This is a genomic window from Paraburkholderia atlantica, assembly GCF_000092885.1.
Lineage (GTDB): Bacteria > Pseudomonadota > Gammaproteobacteria > Burkholderiales > Burkholderiaceae > Paraburkholderia > Paraburkholderia atlantica.
This window is the reverse complement of the sequence record NC_014120.1, coordinates 452,362-469,575: the sequence shown is the minus strand read 5'-3', so window position 1 is coordinate 469,575 and position 17,214 is coordinate 452,362. Positions and strand designations below refer to the sequence as shown.

Below are 17,214 nucleotides of genomic sequence, written 5' to 3'. Positions count from 1 at the left end.
CGGGAAGCGGCTTTTTTATGGAGGTTGCAAATCGCTATACCTGAGAGCAGCGCATGTCGCTGCATTCCCGAGCTTCATTCCTCAAACACTTCTACGGGCACACACAATGCCGAAAAACTTTTTCTCCAAAACCGCGCTCGCACGCACTGCGAGCACTCCGTATGCGCATGCAAATGCGCTTGTCGTTGCTCTGCTTGCACTCTTTCTGGCGGCGTTTCACCGCTACGAGGGATTCGCCGAGCCGTATCAGGTGTGGTTCCGTCTCGACGAAATCCACTATATCGGGCGTTCGGCACCGGGCGCGATTGAGCATCTGGCGGGGGCGTTCGCGCTCTGCTCGCTGTTCACGCTGTTCTGGGGCATTTTCGTGAGGCCGACCTCGCGTAACCGCGTGCTGGTCGCCGGTACGTTTGCCATCGTGTACTTCGTCGCTTCGACGCTGATGCACGATGGAAGCCAATACCTTGCCAGCCGCGACCCGAGCCAGTTGATGCAGATGCTGGCCGACGTGCTCGGTCTCGGTCTCGCGCTGGTCTGGCTGTCGTGGCCTGAAGCACCGGAGGACGGCGAACCCAGCTTCGCCTGATGCCGCCTGACGCCGCTCTCTGGAGCGGCATTCTTTCGAACCTTCCCGCGCGGGCCGACAATCCGTGCGGATTGCTCCGCGCGGCGACTCTGCGAGGAGCAACAATGAACGAAACGGCCGTCCGGATCAAAGCTGCCGCACACCGCATGCGAGGCGTGATCATCGAAGTCGATGGCAACGAATCCCTCTCGATCGACGCACGCGCGCTTGACGGCATAGCCGACGAGGGGCTGTTCGACCTTGAAGGCGAACACGCCGCGAACCTGGTTTCCGAGGCCCGCGCGTACGTCCTTATCGCCGACGACGAAGTGACCTTCGAAGATGCCCTGGCATCTGTCGTTGAAGGCTATCTCTCGGACTATCGTGAGACGACTGTCGCACAGGCGATCGACCTTGCGTTCTGGGACGCCTTCAAGGTCGACGGTAGCCATATGGCGACCATTGGCGCTATCGAGGCCAGGTCGTGCGTCGGCGAAGCCGTCGTCACGCTGTTAAACGACGTTCAACGGATTTGCGTGCGTCCGACCGCCGACGGAGGCGGCATGGAACCCGACATGGTCGGCGTCTTCAAGGCGGGCGCGTATCGACAGGCGCGCGCCTGGTATTTTGGCTAACCCAACGTTGTTCTGAATGGCGCGGCCCGCGCGGGCCGCGCGCGAAGTCTGACATCAGCGCTGGTCCTTCGGGACCAGCGTTTTTTTTTGCGCTGCCGCTCGCTTGGAGCAGGGCGAACTTTAAAAGCGAGGCGGTTTTCTCGATGTTTCCAGGCTGGCCGCGCTTCGAACTGGCCTAGACTGGCCGTATCACCCGCGCTTTTGCGCATCGAAAGAACACTCTGGCTTGCCGGAGTGCGCCAACCTTGGACCGACGGATGTCGGTCATCCACGATGGGCTTCCGCCTGTCTTTGACCCTGCTGGGAGCCAATCCCATCAGGGAATCGGCTCCCTTTTTCTTAGGAGCCGCACAATGCTGCAGCAAGTCCTTGTTTCGCATGATCACGTCGCGACATCCCCAAAGGCGTTGGTCTCTCAGGCCGAGGCATATAGCAAGTCTCGGGAACTCCTGAGTCTCGTATACGGCCAGGGTTTCCGTCAGGCGACAACCGCCTACACCTACGAAATGTTTTCCCTGAACCTCCTTCGTGAGTTCCCCGATGCTGTTCCTGCAAAAGGACGCATCGCAGGAAGCGACGAGAACGTGTCGTGGATGGTCGGTAGTCAGACAGTCGCGATCTGGAACCCGGAGAAGGCTGTCGGCGTCACCGGATATTCGAACCACGTTCACACCAGTTAATCCTTCATCAAACCGCTTGTTACCGCGGTTGAATTCTTCCCGTCAGGGCAACCATCCCTGATGGGACGGTTGCCCTTCAATTCTTTGAGGCAACCATGTTCAAGATCATCATCAGTCTCGTTCTCGCATCCATGCTGTCCGCCTGCGCCAGTACCGATTTCGGGTCGCCGAATACGTATCAGCGCTACGACGTCCAGCGCGCCGGCACTGTCGAAGAGGCCACCGTCGTTCGCACCCGCTCAATCTCGATTGAAGCGGGTTCGGATAACTCAGGGCTCACTTCGCTGATCACCGCCGGTGTGGGTGCGTTCCTCGGTAGCCAGACCATCGGCAACGGCACAGGACGGTATATCGCGGGTGCCTTGTCGGGCGCTGCATCGGGCTTTGTCGCACAGAAGGTTTCGCAGGCGATGGCGCAGCGTTCAGGCCTCGAAATCATCGTGCGCAAGAGTTCGGGCGCCACGGTTGTCGTCGCTCAACCGGACGACCAGCGCTTTGTCCCGGGCGAGCACGTGCTTCTCGTTTCGACCAGTTCGGGTCTTCGCGTCACTCACTGACCAGCTCTTCAGATGCCGGCACCACCGCCGGCGCATTCCTTCATCGCGAGGTGTTCCCTAAAGAGCACCTCGCTTTTTCTTTTTCTGAGGCTGAAATGCTCAAGATTCCAAAGGTGTTCCATGCCGACCGGCGTAGCGCCGGCGCGGCAACGGACGCCGCCATCACACACCACGCGACGCAGATGCTGCGTCGTGTCGCCCGCGATCTGCGTTTGCGTTCCGGCGAGCACGAGATTGTCACAGAACCGGCTCGCCGCAATCGCGGTTGCCGCGTCACCCTGCGAACCCCGGCCCTCATGCTGGAGGTTGCAGACTCCCCGACGCGGCGTAAGGTCGCCGTTTCGTTCCGCACGCGTCGCGGCCGCTCGGATCTGTCGGGCGGCGGCGACAACGCGGTGTCACTCGAGCAACTGTCTTCCCGCGAGGGATACGACGCGCTGCTTGGCGGTCTGCGGCTTGCAGGCGGCCTCGATGGCGAAAGCCGGTAGGGGAAAGATGGAAATCGTCGACATTGTCGTTGAGTACCCATCCGGCCTGAGCATCACAGATCGGGCGACGTTTATTGCCGATCTGGATCAGGTCTGCATATCGGAGAGGCTCGCATTTGTCATACAGCACCTCTCCCAAACGGAGCCTCCGCCCAAGGTTTCTGCGCGGGGTCCCGATTGCTCCTTGCAACTGGAGGCCAGCGTCGACGGGACATTCCATGTGGCGTCGAAGCTGGCAGATCGACTGGACAAGATCGGACTGTGGGCAGAGCTGGTGGACATGGTCAGGTCGCCCACGAGGGACCAACGCCAGCAATTCGGCCGGTTCATGCACACGCTGTCTGCCGCAGCAGTGATCGGTGCGATCAGTTTCTGGCACACAACGTCGAGCTGGTCTGTTTCCAACATCCTGTCGGAGGTCAATCTGGTTTTGGCCGTTGTGATAACCTTCAATATAGGCATGGTTTCCATGAACGGAGAATGAACATGGGCTTCAGTTTCTTTGCGCTGGGCGTGGCTGTGGCCTTTGCTGTCCTAGGTCTCGTCATGGACCGCAACGGTCGCAAGGCGGATCGCGCTCGTCGTCGCATCTGATTGTCAAAAGCTGACCGGCGACGCCGCCGGTCCTCAGTCCATCTAAAGGCTGCACCTCCGGGTGTGGCCTTTTTCTTTTCCGATCCCCATGTCCGAACTTCTCGAACCACCGGTCGTGCATGCCAGCACGCCGTTTGATCCTGCTGGAAAATCCATCAGCCAGGTTGTGAATCACATTGCCCGGACCCTGCGCCAATCCGAGATAGAACCGGAATGGATCGTGGCGGCCAACTTCATCAACGATCCGAACGAAGACTGCTACGGCCTGTCGGCTTCACGAGACTGGCCGGACAGCGGGACCGCGCGCCGACGGCTGGCGCTATCGGTTGCCCGCGGAAGCTCGGAAGGCTGGATCATCCAGATTGATTTTGTCCAGTTCGTCCCCGTAGGTGAAGCTGGACACTGGAAGAGCCAGCCGGTCCTGCGCATTAAGACGCTTTCGCGCACGCAGGCATGGGCGATCGCCGCCGTTGTCTCGCGGATGCTCGACCTCGACTGATTCTGTTTTCTTCACTTTTTTGCAATCCCGGACGGGGCCAACTCCCCTGATGGGGTGTTGGCCCCGTTCCATTTTTGCGGAGCCAACATGTACCAACTCTCGATTCCCGGCCAGGTCTTCACGACCCCGACGCTCTCCGGGGTGTTCGCGCTGTTCGCCGACGAGGCGGTCCAGGCAACTGAGACCCCTTTGATCAACCTGGAGGGCGGTGCGGCCGCAGTACGCGTGACGCGCTACAACGGCACGCTCGGCATCCGTCGTGATGGCACGGTCGCAGACATCGTTGCGGCAATGTTCGACGAAATCCGTTCGCTGTGGCTGTCGACCTATGGCCCAGAGCCGAAGCCCTGGCAGATCCGCGCGTCGCACTGGGAACTGCTGTTCGCACTTTTCGATCTTGCGCGCACGCCAACGCGGTTTCTCTCGACCGACCAGATCGATGCGCAAAAATCGGCCGCACGCGAAGCGCGCCAGTTCTTCAATCTGCTGTCGCTATTCAATGACGTGGCCATGGAACGCTTCGGATTTGCCAGCGGCGGTCCTTGTGTGCCGGGAGGCACCACGAACGGACGACATGAGGTGCACATCGCCTATGCGCTGCTGCGCAACGAGCAAATTCCCGAAGCGGTGCTCTCGGAATACCGGGCGATGGACAGGGCATTCCGCCATGAGCTCGAATGGGCGTCGACGTTGCTGGACGTTCCGACGCTACGCGGGCGACTACCGGCGGCGAAACTGCAGCAGCTGGTGTCCGTGATGCGAGCGGCGAAACAGCCGGTCACGGCGGAAGCGGTCGATGGTCTGATCGCCGCTGTCGCCGGCATATCCAATGCACCGGACTTCATCGAGGTCGATGACGCACTGTTCGCGGCGGGCCTCCTGCAGGTTGACCCATTGCCGGAAATGTTCGACAAGCCGGTATCGGTCGGACAGCCGGTCAATGCGCTGGCCGCGCGGCTTCGTGACCTGATCGCCGACTGGCGCCGGGAGAAGAAGCTGGACCATGCGGACATGCAGCGCACGCAGGGGCGTCTCAGTGCCCGTCGGCACGCGCTGGAACGTTCGATGGCGTTGCTCGCACACGGGCGCGAAACGTTCGAATGGCCGAACCGTGTAGCCGTTGCACTGGAGTCGCGCGATGTGGCAAGTCTGCTGAACATCCTCGACACGCCTGACGATCACAACCCTAGCAGCAAGCAGGTCGTGCTCGAGTTCCATGGCCTGAAGTTGCGAGGCCTGAACGGGACGGCCCGACGTCGTGCGATCTTCGAACTGTGCGGACTCGACGGGACTGCACAGGCCGCATGGGAAGCGAGCGAGCTTTCGCGCAAGCAGGCGGAGCGCAAGGAGCAGGATGCGCAGCGTGCGAAGGAAGCCGCGCAGAATGCCCGCTATAAGCGCGGCGACGGCGTCGTGATCGATGGCGCCCAGCACGTCGAGGACGCGATCGCATCGGGGTTCCGGGAGATTCGGAACTGGCGCAAGGGGGCGAGCAGGCAGTACGCGCTCGTCAACACTGAGCTTAACGAGGCGCGTCGTCTGCAGGTAAAGGATGGCACGCTGGATTACGCCCGCGCGATGCTCGAGCGGCTTGCAGCCTGAGGGAGGGGATCATGCGATTCGATCGTACTCCGAAGGCGGAAGGTCTTCGCTGGACTTCGCGGATGCAAGCCTTGCATCTGAGCCGCCAGGATCGGGCTCGCGAAAAGATCGAGCGTGCCTACCCGCTCTTCAGCGATCAGATCGAAATGCCCCAGGCGCTTTCGGTTGATGAAGAGCGGGAACGGCGCGAACGGCTGCTGTACCAGAGCGAGCAACGCATGCGCGATCTGTACGCCCAGCAATGGCGTCGCCTGCGTCGCGAGTACTTCGCATGCACGCCCGACGTGCGCGCGCGGATCATGGAAGCCTGGAAGGCGTGGCGCGGTCCGGCCAATCCTGTCTGTTTCGCCTACGTGATCGAGCAGCACAACGGCGTGGGCGAAGAGAAGTCCCGACGGCACCGCGAGCAGGAAGCGGCGATGATCGCGAGAATCGATGCAGCACGGGCCGCGCAGACAGCGTTGCTCTGACGGCATTTTCCTGAACCACAGCCGGCGCATATGCGCCGGCTTTTTTTTTCGCCCTGGCCTGACGCGAGAAGTCTAAGCGGGGTCAATCTGCTCATCATTCGGGCAAACCGTCGCGCAGCGGCCGCGCATACTGGGCTCTGTTACCCGCGTCCACGACGCATCGACCCGCCGGAGACGGCAACAATGCTGCCCTTGGGGATCACGTCCCTTGGGGCGTTGTTCAGGGGCACTTCCTTCAAGGACACCCCATGAAACATCCGAACGCTGTTTCAGGAACCCGGGACGTTTCAATCGCCCAGATCGAAAACGCGATCAACGTGTGGCGCAACCGCAATCCGGCTACCTCCGACGAGGAGGTGACGGTGCTGTGCGCTGAAGCACGCTGTCTCGCCAATCTCTACGGCAGCATGATCTTCAACCGCGCGACCGCCGTGCCGCGCGAAACCCTTACCGAAGCTCAACTGGCCGCTCTGGCTGGCGCGCAGGCGTAAGGCGCAACTTTTTCGCGTCTCCAGGACGCATCGACGCGCCGCATCCGCGGCATATCCAGCTCGCCCCTCAGGGACCACGTCCCCCCGGGGCGTTGTTTCGTGGGGCTTTTCCTTTTCAGGTACCCCATGAAAGTCTCTGCCTCGCAACTTCGCGAACTGCTCATCACCTACATTCCCGCCCGTCTTCCGGTGCTTATCACTGGGGCTCCGGGCATTGGCAAGAGCGACATCGTCGCTCAGGCCGCTCAGGAAACCGGGCATGACCTGCTCATCAGCCATCCCGTCGTTGAAGACCCGACGGACTCGAAGGGCCTGCCATTCCCTGACGGGAACGTCGCCCGCTTCCTGCCGTTCGGGGATCTCGAGCGCGCATTGAGAGCGACAGCGCCGCTGCTCTGGTTCCTTGACGATCTGGGCCAGGCATCACCGGCGGTGCAGGCGGCAAAGATGCAACTGCTGCTGGCACGCCGCATCGGCGAACACGCGCTGCCCGACTGCGTCACGTTCGTTGCGGCCACCAACAGGCGCAACGACAACGCGGGTGTCTCGGGCATTCTCGATCCCGTCATCTCGCGTTTCGCGACGGTGGTGGAGCTTGAGCCTTCGATCGCCGACTGGACAGCCTGGGCGGTGGCGAGCGGTGTTCCTGCCGAACTGATCGCGTTTCTGCGATTTCGGCCGGATCTGCTGTCCGTGAAGAAGACCGCGCGCGATATCGAAAACGCACCGAGCCCCCGAACATGGGGATTCGTCGCGAAGACGATGCCGGTCGTGCCGAAGTCGCTCGAGCTCGTCTCCTACGCGGGTTCGGTGGGCGAGGCTGCAGCGAGCGAACTGATGAGCTTTCTTGCCATCTACCGCGAGCTGCCGTCGCCGGACGCCATCATCCTGTCGCCGGACACGGCGCCGATCCCTGAGACCCCGGCCGCGCTGTATGCGGTCAGTTCGGCGCTGGCGGCGCACTCGACCGAAGGCAACTTCGAGCGGGTGCTGACCTACAACCAGCGGCTGATCGACGTAGGCCACCGTGAATTCGGTGCGCTCCTCGCGCGTGACGCCGTGCGTCGCAAGCCCGAACTGGCGAGCACCCATGCGTTCATCCGCGCGCAGGGTGGCGAGATCGGAAAAATCATCCGCGGCGAGTAAGCCGCTGCCTGTTGCTTCATTCGTTGTTCGTTCTGCCACGGCCCGCCTCGCGCGCCGTGGCTTTTTTCTTTCTGCTCAATCCAATCCCTTTCTATTCTGGAGTCTTCCATGAACATCACTGAACTGAAATCCCGCGTCATGCTGTCGGCCGTCACGGTATCCGCCTGGCAGGCGCGCTGCTTCGACGTGAAAGCGACCGAAGAAGTCGAGAAGAACCATCAGGCAAAGGACATCGGGCGCTTCAACAAGCGCCTGCTGCCCGAGCATGCGCCGAGCTACAAGGAGGTGGTTTCGATCGGCAATCGCATTCGCCGCTATCACTACGACCACTCGCTGAAGTACGAACAGCTGGGCGTGCGTCTGCTGCCGACGGCGATCTACATGGACTTCGCCGACCAGATGCGCAGGATGAAGGATGAGTTCGATCTCGCCGTGTCCGTCTTCCTGACCGACTACCTGAATCTCAAGGAACAGGCACGGGTGGAACTGAACGGGCTGTTCAACGAGTCGGACTATCCGACGCTTGCCCGCATGTCGGAGAAGTTCGGCGTCAAGCTCGCGGTGTTGCCGTTTCCTGACGCGAGCCAGTTTGGCGTCGATCTGCCGGCCGACGTGCTGACGGATCTTCGTTCGGAAATCGACCAGCACGTGCTTGCCTCGATCTCGACGGCGAACAACGATCTGGTCGGGCGTCTGTATGAGGCCGTCTCGAAGTTGGCCGACAAGCTGTACGGTGCCACCGATGTTCGCCTGGGCGTCACCAACCAGGTGCGCGAACTGTGCGAGCTGCTGCCGAAGCTGAACTTCACGAACGATCCGAAGCTCAACCACATCCTCGAACAGGCGAAGACGCACCTCGCGGTTCACACGGGTGCGGATCTGAAGGAGTCGAGCGTGCTGCGTTCGCAGGTCGCGGCCAAGGCCTCGGAAATCGAGGGGTTGATGGCAGCGTTCATGGGCGGGGCACCGGAGCCGGTGGCAAATCAGCTGGCGACGTTCGCACCGCTGGAGCAGGTTGTCCAGCCGGAGCCGACGCCGCTTCTGCGACTCGTCGCGTGAGGTGGCCATGGACCCGCGCATCTCAAAGCAACGCACGGCGCTGGTCCTCGACCAGCCGTTCTTCGGCGCACTCGCTTTGCGTCTGAAGGTGATCGAAGATCCGTCGTGCAGGACGTTCTGGACCGACGGGGAATCGCTGGGCTACAACCCGGCGTACCTCGGCGGCCTGAACGATCTGGAGACACGCGGCGTCCTGGCGCATGAAGTCCTGCACGTGGCCAACGGCCACTGCTGGCGCCAGGGCGATCGCGATCCGAAACTCTGGAACGACGCATGTGACTATGCGATCAATCCGATCGTGTACGACGCAGGCATGCAGTTGCCGAAGGGCGTGCTGTTCGACGCCCGCTTTCGCGGCAAGTCGGCCGAGGAGATTTACGGCATCCTCGCGCAGGAAAAGCGGCAGAAGGAAAAGCAGCAGGGCAACGGTAAGAAGGATGGTGGCAAACCGGATGCGCAGCGTGGCCAGCAGCCGACTCCACAGTCGGCCCAACAGCCAGGCGGCACACCCGGGGGCAACAGCCCTCCGCAATCCGCGAACGGCGCGACCACACCGTGCGCAACACCCGAGTCCGGCACTTCTCCCGAGCCTGCTCCCTCCTGTGGCGAGGTCCGTCAATACAGAGGGGACGACAAGGCGCAAAAGGAAGCTGACTGGAAGGTCGCCGTCCTTCAGGCCGCGAAAGCGGCGAAGATGCGGGGCGGGCTGGGCGGCTCTCTGGAAGGTATGGTCCAGGTGGCGGCGGAACCTGTGGTTGACTGGCGCGCGATCCTGCAACGCTTTGCGCAGGAATCGTCGCCGACTGACTACACTTTCGCGATGCCCAATCGCCGGTATCTGCACATGGGGCTGTATCTGCCGTCGCTCAACGAACCGGCGGTCGGCGATGCGGTGTTCGTGCGCGATTCCAGCGGTTCAGTGTTTGACGAGACACAGGCGCAGTTCGACGCGGAGATCCTCGTTGTCAATGAGACTGTGCGGCCGCGGCGGCTGATCGTGCTGGATTGCGATACGCGCGTGAAGCAGGTGCAGATTTTCGAGCGCGGCGACGCGGTCGAGCTGCTACCGGTGCGTGGCGGTGGAGGCACTTCGTTTGTCGATCCGTTCAAACGGCTGGCCGACGAAGGCATTCAACCCACGTTTCTGGTCTATCTCACCGACATGGATGGAGCGTTTCCGACCGATGAGCCGTCCTATCCCGTCCTGTGGGCATCGACAGTGCCGCTCAGGCGCGTGAAAAAGGCACCATTTGGCGAGATGATGGAAGTGATCTGCTGACGGGCGATATCTGCCCATTCTCCTGAACCCAAGCCCGGCGAATTTCGCCGGGCTTTTATTTTTTGCCCGCTGAAAACCCGCGGTAGCGCTGCTGTCGGCCAGCTTCAGACAATCACGCTCGTCGCCGGGTTCTCTTTCCACAGACTCATCCTTGTTCAAAATCGGCCACTCAAAATCGCCCGTCGGCGACTTCGGTCACACGCAGTCTTGTGACCCTGTGCAGTCGGATTTGCCGTTGCAAACGTGGAACAATATATGCTGTGCGAACAGATACTTTGAGACCGTGTCAGTGAGGTAGCCATGTATCTAATAGGAGATTATTTCGTCGAGTGCGTCACGGACCACTTACCTGAGGATCGCTGGACAGCGTGGGCACGCATCTCCCGAAAGGAAGACTGGCGAAAGCTTGACGTAATCCCGAAGGCGGTCTTCGTGCTGTTAGTCGACTGTCCGACAAGACGAGACGCCGAGCAGGCCACGATCCAATGGGCGCGAGAGCAAGTATTGACGCGCAGCTACGGGATCGAGAAAGAGCGAAGACAGCCGCGCGAACCGCGTCTGAGAGACGCCGTATGTGCTTTGCGTCTACACTTGTGAATAGCGCATCAGTACAAGGCCAATATTGGTCGCCGATGCAGCGAAAGTGGCCCCCTCATGCCAACGCTCGTCGACGAACTTTCTCATTTGCGTGCAGCCGATGATCATCTGCGCACTGCGGTCTATCTCATTTCAGCTCAAGAGAATCTCCTCGCGCGATACAGGGCTGCGCGTCTGGATACGCGAGTGCCCGAGCAACTGCTCTCCACGATGCAGGCAATTCTTCGAAGCTTTATTGCTCATCGTCTTGCAATTTGCGAAGCAATCGAGCTTCAACGTCAAATATTGGGCTCGATGACGCAGCCTTGGCCCGCCCCGGCGGATCACCTCGTCCGAAAGCGCACTACCGGCCGCTCAACCCAAGAAACCAGTCAGTGACTTGGCACTCACCCGAGCGGCCGGTGTGGGTCGAAACGGGCCGTTCTCGCGAAGCACGAGCGGATTGCCCCTGGCTTCACGCGGTCGGTTTCAGCCGAAAAGATCCAACTGGCGCGGATCGGTCTCTGCGGTGCCGACCATGGGCTTGGGCGCCGGTTTCGGCTCTATGCGGAAGAATTCCGGGCTCACACCGGCGTTTCTGGCAGCGCGTAGCCAGTCGGGCATGCTGCCCAGCCCGTTCCATTCGTTGCCGCGCGCGTCGCGATAAAGAGGCGGGTGGTCGACGTCATGCTGGATTGACTCTGCGAGTGCTTCAAGCGTGATGCCGAATTCTTCCATGCGCCGACGAAGCCAGATAATCAGCCTGTCGCGGGCCTCGCCGTCAGCGATTTTTCCCCTCATGTCCTGTTGCCCGAATTCTGGTTGTCGCGGTTTATCCCGGTTGATGCCTAGAAGTCGCTAGGCGCGCCTGCGGGCCGTCTGTTCAAATGTCTCGCCCGCGCGAAAACGATCCAGCCTGTCGCTAGCGTCAGCGATCGCGGCGACTGGCGCGCGCCGAAGCTGATGGTCGTACGTGCTCACGATCGTTGCGAACTGCGCAAATCCGTCATCGTCGAGCATCCACACGCCGGTGTCCCGGCCGCGGTCGAATGCCGACCCGATCACCTCTTCCGCGTCCCGCATCTGTTCGACCGTCGCCGAGCCGTATCCAGCTTCCGCGAGCAGCCCCACAACGATCATGGCCTGGCACAGCGTCTGGGCAGCGTTCAGGTTGCCCTGGCCTCGTCGCATCGCGTCGAGGGCCACATGTACCTGCAAGGAAAGTTCGTCCGCCTCAGCGCGCGGCATCGGCAACAGCAGAGTTTTCGAGCGGCGGGCGCGAACGGCCTGCGGGCTTGTGTAAAACGGAATTGTTCTTGCCATCGATGATTGATGATTGGAAAGGCAATTGCGCCGCAGACATATACCACAATTTCCCGCTACCGTTAATCCGAAAGCTATACGTTTTTCTTGAGCTTTCCGGGTTAAACCCGTTAGCCGGCTGACGGGAGCGAGCAACGCGCGATGCAGCGCCGCGTGGTTCAAGGCATCCATCGTCTTCGACATCCAGCACGACGCTTCCCCCGAAAGCTCGCGGATTTGATCGCTCTTTCAGTCTGCTTCAGGTTCTGGCCGGACGGAACAATAGCAGCATGTCCGAGGCTACCGACAATTCTCTGCTCAAACTGCGCCCGCTCGAGGAGAGCGCGGTACGTATGTTTTTCGAGTCGCTGCGTCCATTGCGCGAGTGCCTTGACGCGCCCGACGTTGCCGAAATCATGATCAACGATTTCAGCAACATCTGGATCGAGCGCCGCGGCAGGATGGAGCGCCTTGACCTCACGCTTAACGAAGCGGTGCTTGACGGCGCGATCAGCGCGCTGGCGGCATCGGTCGACAAGTCGGCGGTCGCTGGCACCGCGCAGGGGATCATCAACGCAGGACACAAGAACCTGCGTATCGCATCGGTGATGCGGCCCACCGCGATCGACGGCAACGCGCTTTCGATACGCAAGCATCGCGACAAGCATCTCTCGCTGCACGACTACGTGGACATGGGTGCATTCTCGCTCGTGAACGCCCGCAAGGAAAAGGAACTCGATCTCTTCCCTCCGGGCATCCAGGACGATGCCTTGCGCGAGGCCCTGAGCGCGATGGTTCGGGCACGCCGCAATGTCCTCGTCGCCGGCGGCACGTCGTCGGGCAAAACCACGCTGCTCAACGCGCTCAATGCGCAGATCCCTGAGGACGAACGCGTCATCACGGTCGAAGACACGATGGAACTGAAGCTGACCGCGCCGAATCGCGTACGGCTTCTGTCGAACCCCGACAAGGGTGTCACGACCCAGCTGCTCGTCGCCCTGTGTCTGCGCTTCCGGCCCGACCGCATCATCGTCGGCGAAGTGCGAAGCGGCGAGGCCTATGACTTCATCCAGGCGCTGAGTACCGGTCACGACGGTGGTATGGGCTCGATCCACGCCAACGACGCGCGTGGCGGCCTTAGCCGCCTCGAAAGTCTCGCGATGCTCGGCGTGCCGCCTGGCAGCCGGTGGGAACTGGCAGATATGCGTAAGGCGGTGGCCGACTGCTTCCACTACGTCATTCATCTTCGCCGCACAGGCGAGCTGCGTCACGTTTCCGAAATCCTCGAAATCAAGGGTTTCAGGGACGGCGACTACGTTCTCAACCGCGTTTTCTAACCAATCGGAGTGCATTGAATGAAGAAGTATCTGTCTGAGTTTCTCGCTACCACGCGCGAGCGCACGCGAGCGTTGAGCCGCCTTATCTGGACGCGCTTCCTCACCCGTCGTGAGCTGCGTTCGACCGTCGTTGCTGCTTCGCTCGCCGCATTCGCGCCGTTCGCCTCGGCCGTCGACCTGACCGACCTCGGCTCCGCGACGGACGTCATCTGTCTGATCTCGTCCTACATTAGTGGCCCGTGGCTTTACGGCATCGGCATCGTGCTGATCATCGTCGGCGCGGTCGCGATCGGCAATTCGGAAAGCACCATCGGCAAGATCATTTCGACGGTCTTCGTCGGTCTCGGCCTTGCGGCGTGTGCGATCCCGATCGTAAAGAACCATCTCCACATCAACTACACATGCGCGTGAGCCGTGCGTAAGCCCACACGCGTGAGCCGTTCGCTTTCGCTGCCTCGCCAGATGGGCGGGGCAGATCGCGGTCTCGCGATCGCCAACGGCACGATGACCATGCTGCTCTGCTACACGAGCATGACGCCGACCTTTCTCGTCGTTGGCATCGCTGTTCACTGGCTGTTGCGCTGGAAAAGCGCGAAAGATCCGTGGTGGAAACAGGTCATGCTCGTCTACAACCGTTACGCGGACGTGTATGAGCCCCTGCCGACTGCGAAGTTTTCGGCCCGATTCAAACGTCCCTATGGATTTGATCAGGACCTGCCATGCTGAAGAAGAGCCTGAAGCGCCGCTCGATCCAGGAAATCGCCCCGTGGGCGACGATGGTCACGCCCGAACTGATCCTCGACAAGGACGGGTCGCTGCTGACCGTCTATACGTTTGAAGGCGTGGACGCGGACAGCCCGAACGCCTCCGATATTTCGGCCGCGCGCGACAACCTGGATCATGCCTGCAAGAATTTCGACCACCGGATCACGGCGTGGTGGAAGCTCTCGCACCGCCGCGTCAAGGGAGACATCGGTGGGACATTCGATTCCTCGATGGACGCGCGTGTCGACGAAATCAACCGCGCTCATGTCGCGAGCGGCCGGTATTTCCGCAACACGCATTCGCTCGCACTCGCCTTCACGCCCGAGACCGGCGTCAACAAGATCTTCGAGAAGGTCGCGTATCACATGACGGTGGGCGGCAAATCGATGCCGCTCGCGATCTTCGAGACGATCAAGGACTCGGTGCTTGCGCGCAGTGCCTTCGCCTTCGACATTGAGCGGCTCACGTCTGACATCAAGCGGTTCGAAGGCGTGATCGATGCGTTCAAGGGCGGTGTCACGCGCCTGAGGATGAAGCGGCTGCAGTTGCAGAACGCGCTCGCGTTCCTCCATCAGGCGGCCAACCCGTCGGTGCCGCCGCGGCGCGTGCGGTATCCCGTCACGATGCTCGATACGCACCTGACCGAGAGCGAAGTCACGATCGGTGCCGACACGCTGATGTTCGAATCGGCGCACGGCAAACGGTACGCGAAGATCATCGCGGTCAAGGAGTGGATGGGCTTTCAGGAAGCCGCACTGGACGTGCTCGCCGAAGTCGACGCCGAACTGGATGTGTGCGTGATGTTCCGCTTTCTGGACACAACGAAGGCGAGCGCGTACATCGAGAAAATCCGCAAGTTTTACAAGGTCGCAGCGTTCAACCCCTGGTCAATCCTCAAGGCCTATTTCTCGAAGGAGGAGCAGAAAAACGACGAAGGCCGCGAGCGTCTCGCTGATGAAGCGGAAAAGGCGCTGGCGAAGCTCGTTGCGGACGGGCAGCAGTATGGCTTTGCGAACGTTTCGGTGATCGTCTATGGCGATACCGTCGAGGAATGCGACGACGCCACGCGCGAAGTGATCGGCCGCATCGGCAACGCAGGCTTTGGCGTGATCCTCGAGCGGGACAATCTGTTTGCCGCCTGGCAGACGACACTGCCGGGCCGGTGGGACCAGCAGAGGCGATTGCAGTTTGTCGAAACGCCGGCCGTGTCCGATATCGCCCCGGTGCGCAGCGTATCGGAGGGCGACACGGTCAATGCGTGGCTCACGCAGCAGTCCGGTGAGAAGACCGGGCCGCTCACGATGCTGCCGACGCGTCACAAGACGCTGCAGCGCGTGAGTCTGCACCATCCGGGCGGCAAGTCGCACGCGCTCGTGATTGGCCCGATTGGCGCGGGCAAGTCGATCTTCCTGAATTTCCTGGTCTCCCAGACCGGGCGCCACAAGGCGCGGCGAATCCGGTTCGACAAGGACCGCTCGACCCGCATCCCGACCCTTCTCGCGGGCGGCCGTTTCGTCGACGCGACGGGGCGCTTTGAGGCCGGAACGTCGGTCAATCCGCTCTCGCTGCTGCACGATCCGAAGCACTTCCCGTACGTCGCCGAGTGGGTGCAGATGGCGATCGAGGACGATGACTTCAGATGCTCGCCGCAACAGCAGCGCACGATCTTTGAGAAGGTCACCGTCCTGGGAACGGGCTACCCGCGCGACCTCTGGACATTGTCCAACCTGAACGCGCTTCTGCCGATCGAGCTGCGCGAGCGGCTCGCCGTCTGGACCCAGGGCGAAAAGAACGGCCGGTTTTTCGACCACATCGACGACGCCTTCTCGCTGTCCGACGACATCTCGATCGAAATGGGCGATCTGTTCCAGAACTATCCGGTGGCCGCGGCGCTGTTCATGGATTACGCGTTCTACCGTATCGCGCAGTGGCTCGATGGCAAGCGCTATACGGTCATCGAAGTTGAGGAGGCCGGCTTCTTCTTCCAGTATCCGCGCTTCTATCAGCGGCTGGAGATCTGGGCGGTCACGATCCGGAAGCTGAATGCGACGCTATTGCTCGCGACGCAGTCGCTTTCCCAGGTGGCGCGGATTCCGAACTTCGAAATTCTCAAGGAAAACATTCCGAACATTTTCTATCTGCCCAATAAGGATGCGAAGAACAACCTGCATCTGTATCGCGACCTGTTCGGGCTGACGGAACACCAGATCGACATGCTGGCCAACGCCGTGCCGAACCGCGATTACCTGTGGGTGACGCCGGACCAGACCCGCATGCTGCAGGCGAGCTTCCCGAAGGAAACGCTCGCGGTGCTCCGCTCGGACGGCCGCGCGCAGGCGGTGCTCGACAGGCACTACACGTCCGGCGCACCGGACTGGCGCGAGGCCTACGTGCGCGAAATGCTGACTCTCGACTAGGAACCCCACGATGAAAATGATCCTTGGCCGCCTGACGCTCGCCGCAGGCCTGATGCTCGGTATGTCGCACGCTGCCCACGCCGTGCTGCCCGTCATTGACGCGTCTAACCTCGCGCAGAACATCATCACTGCGGCGAAGGCCGTGAAGACCGAGATCTATCAGGACAGCAACATCGTCTACCAGTACCAGATGATGGCAAACCAGCTGCTGCAGGCGACGAACCTCGACCCGTCTGCCATGAAGGCGCAATATGACCAGATCACGGGCGACATCAGCAAGTACACGCAGCTTAAAAGCACCCTGACTGACATGTACGGTGATCTCAACGAGGGCAGTCAGTGGATCAACCACGTCCAGACACTGATTTCCCGCTCGGGCAAGTCGAATTCGCAGTGGTTCTCCGACATGGCAACGCTCTACAACCAGCGTGATAACGAGGCCACGCGTCTGTTCCAGACAGGCAATGATGTCATGGTGCACGCCCAGACGCTGGCGAAGCGCCGCCAGGAACTGCAGTCGCAGATGTCGCTCACGCCGACGCAACAGGCAACCGCTGAGATGACGACGCATTACCTGGACATTGTGTCGAGCCAGATGAGTGATCTGCTGCAGATGACGGCTGGCAAGCAGCAGCAGGATGCGCAGAAACAGTCGATTGCCAACGAGGATGACCGGAACCGCTCCGCGGCCGCGAAAAGCTTCCTGGATCAACAGGACGCAGAACGCGCGTCCTATGGCTTCTGATGCGGGC

21 protein-coding genes are annotated in these 17,214 nt (G+C 61.2%); 19 read left to right on the top strand and 2 right to left on the bottom strand.

The features are described from left to right. Positions 1-106 precede the first annotated feature (106 nt). The 14 genes from BC1002_RS35445 to BC1002_RS38605 all read left to right on the top strand — a co-directional run bounded on the left by BC1002_RS35445 (position 107) and on the right by BC1002_RS38605 (position 11,040). Entirely contained in the window at positions 107-586 is a 480-nt protein-coding gene (locus BC1002_RS35445) for a hypothetical protein (protein WP_013094755.1), read from the top strand. A gap of 104 nt (positions 587-690) precedes the next feature. Next, entirely contained in the window at positions 691-1,200 is a 510-nt protein-coding gene (locus BC1002_RS35440) for a hypothetical protein (RefSeq protein WP_013094754.1), read from the top strand. Positions 1,201-1,553: 353 nt separating this feature from the next. Further along, a complete protein-coding gene (locus BC1002_RS35435; protein ID WP_013094753.1) occupies positions 1,554-1,880 on the top strand; it encodes a hypothetical protein in 327 nt (108 codons plus the stop codon). Between the two features lie 95 nt (positions 1,881-1,975). Next, a complete protein-coding gene (locus BC1002_RS35430; protein ID WP_013094752.1) occupies positions 1,976-2,437 on the top strand; it encodes an outer membrane lipoprotein in 462 nt (153 codons plus the stop codon). 95 nt (positions 2,438-2,532) lie between these two features. After that, a complete protein-coding gene (locus BC1002_RS35425) occupies positions 2,533-2,925 on the top strand; it encodes a hypothetical protein (protein WP_013094751.1) in 393 nt (130 codons plus the stop codon). Between the two features lie 7 nt (positions 2,926-2,932). Then, positions 2,933-3,409, top strand: coding sequence for a hypothetical protein (locus BC1002_RS35420; RefSeq protein ID WP_013094750.1), 477 nt, complete (start codon positions 2,933-2,935; stop codon positions 3,407-3,409). 198 nt (positions 3,410-3,607) lie between these two features. Next, complete coding sequence (locus tag BC1002_RS35415) at positions 3,608-4,018, top strand: hypothetical protein (RefSeq protein ID WP_013094748.1); 411 nt, start codon at positions 3,608-3,610, stop codon at positions 4,016-4,018. Positions 4,019-4,105: 87 nt separating this feature from the next. Then, positions 4,106-5,620, top strand: coding sequence for a hypothetical protein (locus BC1002_RS35410; RefSeq protein ID WP_013094747.1), 1,515 nt, complete (start codon positions 4,106-4,108; stop codon positions 5,618-5,620). A gap of 11 nt (positions 5,621-5,631) precedes the next feature. Continuing rightward, positions 5,632-6,090: a hypothetical protein gene (locus BC1002_RS35405; RefSeq protein ID WP_013094746.1), complete on the top strand. Its 459-nt coding sequence runs from the start codon at positions 5,632-5,634 to the stop codon at positions 6,088-6,090. A gap of 248 nt (positions 6,091-6,338) precedes the next feature. After that, the gene (locus BC1002_RS35400) at positions 6,339-6,581 is read left to right on the top strand and encodes a DUF3717 domain-containing protein (RefSeq protein ID WP_013094745.1); all 243 of its coding nucleotides are present in this window, start codon (positions 6,339-6,341) and stop codon (positions 6,579-6,581) included. A 126-nt stretch (positions 6,582-6,707) separates the two neighbouring features. After that, the gene (locus BC1002_RS35395) at positions 6,708-7,727 is read left to right on the top strand and encodes an ATP-binding protein (RefSeq protein WP_013094744.1); all 1,020 of its coding nucleotides are present in this window, start codon (positions 6,708-6,710) and stop codon (positions 7,725-7,727) included. A gap of 108 nt (positions 7,728-7,835) precedes the next feature. Further along, on the top strand, positions 7,836-8,786 hold the full coding sequence (locus BC1002_RS35390; protein WP_013094743.1) for a hypothetical protein: 951 nt from the start codon (positions 7,836-7,838) through the stop codon (positions 8,784-8,786). A 7-nt stretch (positions 8,787-8,793) separates the two neighbouring features. Then, entirely contained in the window at positions 8,794-10,065 is a 1,272-nt protein-coding gene (locus BC1002_RS35385; RefSeq protein WP_013094742.1) for a vWA domain-containing protein, read from the top strand. A 654-nt stretch (positions 10,066-10,719) separates the two neighbouring features. Continuing rightward, the gene (locus BC1002_RS38605) at positions 10,720-11,040 is read left to right on the top strand and encodes a hypothetical protein (RefSeq protein WP_184144063.1); all 321 of its coding nucleotides are present in this window, start codon (positions 10,720-10,722) and stop codon (positions 11,038-11,040) included. A 90-nt stretch (positions 11,041-11,130) separates the two neighbouring features. On the opposite strand, the gene BC1002_RS35375 is transcribed toward BC1002_RS38605, so the two are convergent. Beyond that, a complete protein-coding gene (locus BC1002_RS35375; RefSeq protein ID WP_013094740.1) occupies positions 11,131-11,442 on the bottom strand; it encodes an H-NS family nucleoid-associated regulatory protein in 312 nt (103 codons plus the stop codon). Between the two features lie 57 nt (positions 11,443-11,499). Beyond that, positions 11,500-11,964, bottom strand: a complete 465-nt coding sequence (locus BC1002_RS35370; RefSeq protein ID WP_013094739.1) for a hypothetical protein — start codon at positions 11,962-11,964, stop codon at positions 11,500-11,502. 269 nt (positions 11,965-12,233) lie between these two features. Between BC1002_RS35370 and BC1002_RS35365 the strand changes: the two genes are divergently transcribed. Genes BC1002_RS35365 through BC1002_RS35345 form a run of 5 tightly spaced genes read left to right on the top strand, consistent with a single transcriptional unit; the run spans position 12,234 to position 17,207 of the window. Then, positions 12,234-13,280, top strand: coding sequence for a TadA family conjugal transfer-associated ATPase (locus BC1002_RS35365; RefSeq protein WP_013094738.1), 1,047 nt, complete (start codon positions 12,234-12,236; stop codon positions 13,278-13,280). Between the two features lie 18 nt (positions 13,281-13,298). Then, positions 13,299-13,691, top strand: a complete 393-nt coding sequence (locus BC1002_RS35360; protein WP_013094737.1) for a hypothetical protein — start codon at positions 13,299-13,301, stop codon at positions 13,689-13,691. Between the two features lie 51 nt (positions 13,692-13,742). After that, positions 13,743-14,006, top strand: coding sequence for a hypothetical protein (locus BC1002_RS35355; protein ID WP_013094736.1), 264 nt, complete (start codon positions 13,743-13,745; stop codon positions 14,004-14,006). Continuing rightward, complete coding sequence (locus BC1002_RS35350) at positions 14,000-16,462, top strand: VirB4 family type IV secretion system protein (protein ID WP_013094735.1); 2,463 nt, start codon at positions 14,000-14,002, stop codon at positions 16,460-16,462. Before BC1002_RS35355 ends, BC1002_RS35350 begins: the two co-directional genes overlap by 7 nt. Positions 16,463-16,472: 10 nt before the next feature. Further along, positions 16,473-17,207: a TrbJ/VirB5 family protein gene (locus tag BC1002_RS35345; RefSeq protein WP_013094734.1), complete on the top strand. Its 735-nt coding sequence runs from the start codon at positions 16,473-16,475 to the stop codon at positions 17,205-17,207. Positions 17,208-17,214 lie beyond the last annotated feature (7 nt).

Excerpts from the sequence above, each read along its gene's own strand:
- BC1002_RS35370 (WP_013094739.1), bottom strand. The coding sequence starts at position 11,964 with ATGGCAAGAACAATTCCGTTTTACACAAGCCCGCAGGCCGTTCGCGCC.
- BC1002_RS35400 (WP_013094745.1), top strand. The coding sequence starts at position 6,339 with ATGAAACATCCGAACGCTGTTTCAGGAACCCGGGACGTTTCAATCGCC.
- BC1002_RS38605 (WP_184144063.1), top strand. The coding sequence starts at position 10,720 with ATGCCAACGCTCGTCGACGAACTTTCTCATTTGCGTGCAGCCGATGAT.
- BC1002_RS35375 (WP_013094740.1), bottom strand. The coding sequence starts at position 11,442 with ATGAGGGGAAAAATCGCTGACGGCGAGGCCCGCGACAGGCTGATTATC.
- BC1002_RS35445 (WP_013094755.1), top strand. The coding sequence starts at position 107 with ATGCCGAAAAACTTTTTCTCCAAAACCGCGCTCGCACGCACTGCGAGC.
- BC1002_RS35415 (WP_013094748.1), top strand. The coding sequence starts at position 3,608 with ATGTCCGAACTTCTCGAACCACCGGTCGTGCATGCCAGCACGCCGTTT.
- BC1002_RS35390 (WP_013094743.1), top strand. The coding sequence starts at position 7,836 with ATGAACATCACTGAACTGAAATCCCGCGTCATGCTGTCGGCCGTCACG.
- BC1002_RS35440 (WP_013094754.1), top strand. The coding sequence starts at position 691 with ATGAACGAAACGGCCGTCCGGATCAAAGCTGCCGCACACCGCATGCGA.
- BC1002_RS35395 (WP_013094744.1), top strand. The coding sequence starts at position 6,708 with ATGAAAGTCTCTGCCTCGCAACTTCGCGAACTGCTCATCACCTACATT.
- BC1002_RS35345 (WP_013094734.1), top strand. The coding sequence starts at position 16,473 with ATGAAAATGATCCTTGGCCGCCTGACGCTCGCCGCAGGCCTGATGCTC.
- BC1002_RS35365 (WP_013094738.1), top strand. The coding sequence starts at position 12,234 with ATGTCCGAGGCTACCGACAATTCTCTGCTCAAACTGCGCCCGCTCGAG.
- BC1002_RS35360 (WP_013094737.1), top strand. The coding sequence starts at position 13,299 with ATGAAGAAGTATCTGTCTGAGTTTCTCGCTACCACGCGCGAGCGCACG.
- BC1002_RS35435 (WP_013094753.1), top strand. The coding sequence starts at position 1,554 with ATGCTGCAGCAAGTCCTTGTTTCGCATGATCACGTCGCGACATCCCCA.
- BC1002_RS35425 (WP_013094751.1), top strand. The coding sequence starts at position 2,533 with ATGCTCAAGATTCCAAAGGTGTTCCATGCCGACCGGCGTAGCGCCGGC.
- BC1002_RS35355 (WP_013094736.1), top strand. The coding sequence starts at position 13,743 with ATGGGCGGGGCAGATCGCGGTCTCGCGATCGCCAACGGCACGATGACC.
- BC1002_RS35385 (WP_013094742.1), top strand. The coding sequence starts at position 8,794 with ATGGACCCGCGCATCTCAAAGCAACGCACGGCGCTGGTCCTCGACCAG.
- BC1002_RS35405 (WP_013094746.1), top strand. The coding sequence starts at position 5,632 with ATGCGATTCGATCGTACTCCGAAGGCGGAAGGTCTTCGCTGGACTTCG.
- BC1002_RS35410 (WP_013094747.1), top strand. The coding sequence starts at position 4,106 with ATGTACCAACTCTCGATTCCCGGCCAGGTCTTCACGACCCCGACGCTC.
- BC1002_RS35420 (WP_013094750.1), top strand. The coding sequence starts at position 2,933 with ATGGAAATCGTCGACATTGTCGTTGAGTACCCATCCGGCCTGAGCATC.
- BC1002_RS35350 (WP_013094735.1), top strand. The coding sequence starts at position 14,000 with ATGCTGAAGAAGAGCCTGAAGCGCCGCTCGATCCAGGAAATCGCCCCG.
- BC1002_RS35430 (WP_013094752.1), top strand. The coding sequence starts at position 1,976 with ATGTTCAAGATCATCATCAGTCTCGTTCTCGCATCCATGCTGTCCGCC.